The sequence below is a fragment of the Halochromatium sp. genome, from assembly GCF_046541315.1.
In the GTDB taxonomy this organism is placed as follows: Bacteria; Pseudomonadota; Gammaproteobacteria; order Chromatiales; family Chromatiaceae; genus Lamprobacter.
In genome coordinates, this window is sequence record NZ_JBKHDN010000177.1 from 1 (window position 1) to 5,689 (window position 5,689).

Here is a 5,689-nt window from a genome sequence, read left to right on the forward strand (position 1 = left end):
ATTGCAGTTCTAATAATCAAAGTCGCTTGAGTGGCTTCCTATACAGCGTCTTAGGGGAGATGGACGACTCAAACAGCATCAGCGGGAGTTGGTTCCCGACAGCACAACGAGGAAACACCGACGCAATCACCGTCCGCTCATCCGTCGCCCGCGCAATATCCCGCCACCCCATCAACCAGTCGCGCGTCCAGCCTTTTGCCGCCAGCCGGGCCGTCACCTCGGCCTCGGGCACCCAATAGCGCGGCGCGGGCTCCCAATCGGGATCGCCCTTCTCTGCTGGCCCGACATCGACGCCATCCGATCCGTTCTCGGCATAGCCCGCCCAGCGGTGGTCGAACTGATGGATCATCTTCGCTTCATACAACGGCACATAGCGCGCATCCTCGCGCAGCCAATCGGTGCCCTCGCGAACGCAGCCCTCGCCAGTCAGTTGCGCGGCGGTGCGGAACAAGCCGCTGTCGTTCGACATGTCGAACAATCGCGCAAACGACAGGCCCCAAGGATTGCCCTCCTTGCCCTTGCCTTCGTCGATCAGCACCGGCGCATGGCGGTAGATCTTGGCTGTCAGCTCGGCATCGGCGCGCGAGCGAAATACCGGCGCGGTGCGGGTGTTGGGGTTGATCGCGGCGATCTGCTCAGGCGAGAGGGTGAAATTGCGCTCTGGTTCGGCCCGTTGCGCGGGATCGGTGAGGAAGAAGGCGAAATGGGCGGCCGGTTCGTCGCGTCCGAGGGTGAGCAGCGCGAACTTGAAGCTGCGGTGAACCGCGGAAAAGATCGGCGCTGAATTCTCGAAATCGACCAACCGCGCCAGCCGGCGGTTGCTGGCCAGATGAGCGAAGAAAGGCGCTGTAGTCGCATCGGTCGCAATCCCGGTTGGCACGATGATCCCAGCCCGCTCGCGGGCAATGTTGGCGAACAACTCAGCAAACAGCGCATAGGTATTCACGTCGCCCGTGCCGGTCAGCGCGAAGCGTCCGCCCTCATCGCCCGCGACACGCACAAAGGCCGAGTGCGCCTCCGAGAGCCGCTTCTCGGCCTCGAACGCCTCGAACAGCCGGCGCGGCGCCGAGTCCGGCTCGGCGGCGGCCAACGCCTTGATCAGCCGATCCCGCGCCGCCTTGTTCGACGCCTTGGCGATCTCGGGCGCGCGGATGGCGAAGAACTCCTGCTCTTGCAGCTTGATCCGCTCCCAAGGCGGATTCCCAACCGCGACATCAAACCCACCGCGCTCCATCACATCGGGGAACTCCAACGGCCAGTGAAAGGCGCGGGCCGCGCGGGCGACCTCGGGCGCGTCGCGCAGGCCGGCCGGCAACTGGGCGCGGTTGAGCAGCTCCCAGAGATCCGCCGTGGTCGGCACCCGCTGCGCCGCCGCGCCGCTCGGCAGCGGCCCGGTCTTGGGCATCAGGAAGGCCGCCATGTAGAGATCGGCGGCAAGTTGCGCGCGGGCGAAATCGGCCTGTTCGCGTAACGCCGCAAAGCGCTCGGCCTTGGCGTCGATCTGCGCCAGCGTCTCCTCCGGCAGGGCGCGCAGGCCGGAGAAGTCCAGCGCCAGCGGCTTGATCACCGGCATGGCGGCCTGACCGGTGCCGAAGTCGAAGCCACCTTGCCCGACCTTGGCGTCCTTGTTGGCCTTGAGGTAATACTTGGCGAGCGGCGTGTCGTCGCCGGTCAGCGGCTTGTAGGCAGCATCGGGGAAGCCGTCCTCCAGCACCTGCAGATCGAAGACCCCGAGCAGCGCATCGCCGCAGCGGATCTGGGCGTCGAAGAAGCCCAGCGGCAGCCCCGGGTCGACGGTCTCGATCCAGAGCGCGACCTTGGTCAGCTCGACCGCCATCGGGTTGCGATCGACGCCGTGGATGCAGCAGCGCGCGACATCGCGCAGCGCGTGGCGGAAGTCGGCCAGCGAAGGTGTGCCGCCAGCGCGCTGACGGGCCAGACGGGTGGCGATGCGGCGCGCGGCGGCGAGCAGAAAATGCCCGGAGCCGCAGGCTGGGTCGATCAGCTTGAGGTCGAGCAGCGCGGCGATCGGGTCGCTGGCCTCGGCCTCGATGCGCTCCAGCACCGGGTCGAGCGCGGTGTCGAGCAGCGCCTGCACCAGGGCATCCGGCGTGTAATAGGAGCCGGTAGTCTTGCGCTGATTGCCGCGCTGTTCGGCGGCCTCGGCGGCAAACAGCAGGGTCTTGCCATCGTCCCCGAGCTGGGGTTGCAGCTCCAGCAGGGACTCATAGACCGAGCCCAGCTCCTCGGTCTCCATGGTGCGCCAGTTGACCGGGACCATGGCGGTTTCGTCCGCCAGCCAGGAGAGACGATAGAGGGCCTCCATGAAGGCGCGGTTGCGCAGGCGGGCGGTCTCCAGATGCGGCAACCGATCCGCGGCGAAGAGTCCGCCCAGCGCCGGCAGACCCAGGCGCGGCTCGCCGCTGGCCAGGGCGCGAAAGAGGATCTTGATGCCCTCGAAGCGGTCGATGTGTTTGTCCCAGGTGCTGGCACGGATGCACTGGGTGCGCAGTCGGCGCAGGCTGTAGCCTTGGGCATAGAGCGCACGGGCCTCGGCGCTGGCGGGCTGGTTCAGATCAGGGGCATGCAGCAGGTTGCGGTCCTCGGCCACCAGCAGGAAGATCAGCCGATAGACCAGGCGCAGCAGCTCGTTGAACCAGTCGGTGAGATCGAGCGCGCCGGAGTGCAGTTGGCTGGCGAGTTCCGGGTTGGCCTCGAGAAAACCGCTGCCCAGCAGTTTGAGCGCCTGGCGGACTTGACCCGCGAGCCGATCGCGAGCGGCCTCGCCCTCGCGCGCGCCGGCCTCGCGCCAGCGCTCGAGCGCGCAATCGGCGGCGGGCGCGCCGGCGGCGCCGAAGCGGCTGCGGTGGATCAGCAGCCAGAGGACGGCGAAGGAGGCGGCGTCCTCGTTGCTGAAGATCTGCGCCAGATCGGCCTCGATGTAGGCCGGTCGGGTCAGCGAGGCGTTGTCGCGCAGCAGCCGGATCAGCCGCCCGTTGCTGACCAGCCCCCAGAGGCTCTGATCCTGCTCGTTCAGCACATCCTGCAGGGCGAAGGCCGGGGAGCGGTTGCGATCGGTCGAGAGGGTTGGGCTGCGCCGATCGAGCCGGTCTTCGCTGGGCGGCACCACCACGACCGGCACGCGAGCACCGCTGATCCAGGCCAGCACGCCATCACCGGGCTGCAGATCGTCGAAGCCGAAGGTCTCCTTGAGGAAGTCGTGCAGGAAGCGGCGGCTGCGCTCGGCAGACGGGTTGTCGAGCCGGGCGAAGCTGTCGAAGTGCGCCTGCCCAACCCGGAAGGCGGTCGAGATCTCCTCGCGCAGGCTCAACCCCTTGCGGATGCCATAGCCTTCGCGCGTGGCGGCATCGTCCTTGGGCTCGGCGATCTGCGCGATCATCGCCGGGGCGATCAGGTTGCCCTCGAGCGTCAGTGACGGCCAGGCGGAGAGATCAGTGATGGGTTTGCGGGGCATTTTGATGCGATTGCGTCAATGAGCAGTCAATTCAGCGTTCGTGATCAGTCCCTTGTGTTGCCTTTGGTCTTGATCTCGGACGGCCATAGATGAAGCGTACGGCGTATTGATCTTCGATCGCTTTCATGCTGGTACGGTTGTTTTCCACGTAGCGATTCAGGTCATGGTTTGCTTCGTCATCCAGTGATTTTTGGGAGCGCGATTTTTCGCGCAATAGCTCATTCGTCATCATCGGTTTTCTCCGAAAAAAGCTCGAGCGGCGTGATAATCTCTGGCACTGCCAGATTCAAGCGCGTGTTGATGCATTGGGCCCACCTCAGTCACTCGGTAACAGCACAAACAACCCGATGACATCAGGCGGCGTGACCGCCGTCACAGTCACGCGCGCCGCAGCACCCGCACCAGAGCCTGTCGCCGCCCGCAGTCGGGCATGATCCTGGCTCAGGGTGTTCGCCCTGTCGCGCACATGTTCGGCCACTGGACCTTCCAGCAAGCCGGGTAGATCGGCGCGCGCCTGAGCGACGAAACGCTCGCGGGCGATCGGTGCGAGATCGGCGCTGGCGGGGGTATCCAGCAACTTGCGCGCGACTTCGCCCGAGGCGATGAGGGTCTCGCCCTGGAGCGCGACCAAGGCCGCCTCCTCTGCCAGCAGCAGGCGCTCCTTGCGACTGTGAACGCTGAGCTTGTAGCGGATGCGCAGCAGCGCCAGGCGGGTTGGCTTCTCGACCGCCGGGGTCGGCCAGGCGCCGACCCGGCCGATGCCGAGCCCCAGCAGTGTCTCGGGCTCCAATGAGGCCTCGACCAGGGCCTCGGCCAAGGTGGCGGTGAGCGGATGGGTGCGGGTGAGCAAGGCGCTGCCCGCAGGTGCCGGCTCCGCTGTGGCGAGCCAGATGGAGTGCGTCAGATCGCGATCGGCCAGACGCTCCTTCAGCCCAGCGTCGAGGGCATGGACATGGGCCAGCAAGACCGACTTGCGCGGTTCGAGCGGAACGCCGAAGCGGGACATCGCCTGTTCGATGAAGCGTCGCACATCGGCCGGGGAGCCGAGCAGTGCCTTGGCCTTGTCCCATTCCGGCGCGACCTCGCGTGGCTTCATCGCATTCTGGGCAAAGCGCGCGCGGGATCTCTTCTCGTTCTCGGCCGTGTCACGCCAGCGTGCCGCCATGATCTGGGTGCCTTGGTCCAGCCCCAAATCGAGCGCGAGCTGGCCCTTCTGGCCACCACGGCGGAGCAGCATCGACGCCATCAGCGCATCGGTGACCGGGCCACGCTCGTCGGGGAGCGGTACGGTGACACCGGTGGCTTTGCGGATCTCTTTGGCCTTGCGCAGGATCACATCCAACACAGCGCCATCGATGGCGCTGTCCGGCGAGAACATCATGAGCGAGCGCACCAGATCGACAGGCTGACCGAAGCGATCGACCCGCCCTTCGCGTTGCTGGTGGCGGGTCGGATTCCAAGACAGGTCGAAGTGGATGACGGTATCGAACAATTGTTGGAGGTTGATGCCTTCCGATAGGCAGTCAGTAGCGACCAGCAGGCGTTGATTGGGCTTGTCCTGATCCCTGTCATCGTCCTCCGGGGCCATGCCCGCGACCCGATCGCGGCGCTCGTCCGGGGTCAGGACGCCGGTCACTGCCTCGATCGTTAGCTTGGGGAAGGCCTTGCGTAGGCCAGCACGCACCTGCTCAGCGGTAGCCAGGTAACGGCAGAAGACCACCGGATTGGCACCTTGCTTGAGCAGCGGTTTGAGCGCGGCGATCAGTGCTTTGAGCTTGGGATCGGGTTGCTCGGCTAGGTCCTCGGCGCGCTGGATCAGATCGCGCAGGGCCGGATCGACGTCGGCACCGGCGTCAGTGCCAAATTCGGTGCTCGGCTCGAGGTCCACGGCATCTTCATCGTCGCTGTCCTCGTCGTAGAGCTGTGGCTCCAGGCGCTCGGCCTCGCTGGTGGCGCGATTGCGCAAGGCGCTCAGCGCGGCAGCCGGCGATGAGCCAACGCAGCGCATCAGCGCCAGCGTGCCCCAGAATGCGAGCCGACGCTCACGCTGGCCTTCGCCGACTTTGGAGACGACAGCGAAGCAATAGTCCAAGACGGCCTCTTGGAAATCCAGGTGCGGGGCCGAGAGTCGATAGGCATGCTCAGTTGTTTCGTGCCGGGGAAAGACGCGCTGCTCGTCCCAGTCGCCGGCGGTGAGATCGATGCGGCGGCGCT

Annotated in this window: 3 protein-coding genes; all 3 read right to left on the reverse strand. The window is 66.1% G+C overall.

Annotation, left to right across the window (positions count from 1 at the left end; all coding sequences use genetic code 11):
- Positions 1-16: 16 nt before the first annotated feature.
- Positions 17-3,475, reverse strand: a complete 3,459-nt coding sequence (locus ACLFQI_RS10895) for an Eco57I restriction-modification methylase domain-containing protein (RefSeq protein WP_410759272.1) — start codon at positions 3,473-3,475, stop codon at positions 17-19.
- Positions 3,476-3,506: 31 nt separating this feature from the next.
- Entirely contained in the window at positions 3,507-3,704 is a 198-nt protein-coding gene (locus ACLFQI_RS10900) for a hypothetical protein (RefSeq protein ID WP_410759274.1), read from the reverse strand.
- Positions 3,705-3,791: 87 nt separating this feature from the next.
- On the reverse strand, positions 3,792-5,689 hold a 1,898-nt coding region (locus ACLFQI_RS10905), incomplete at its 5' end, for a helicase-related protein (protein ID WP_410759276.1).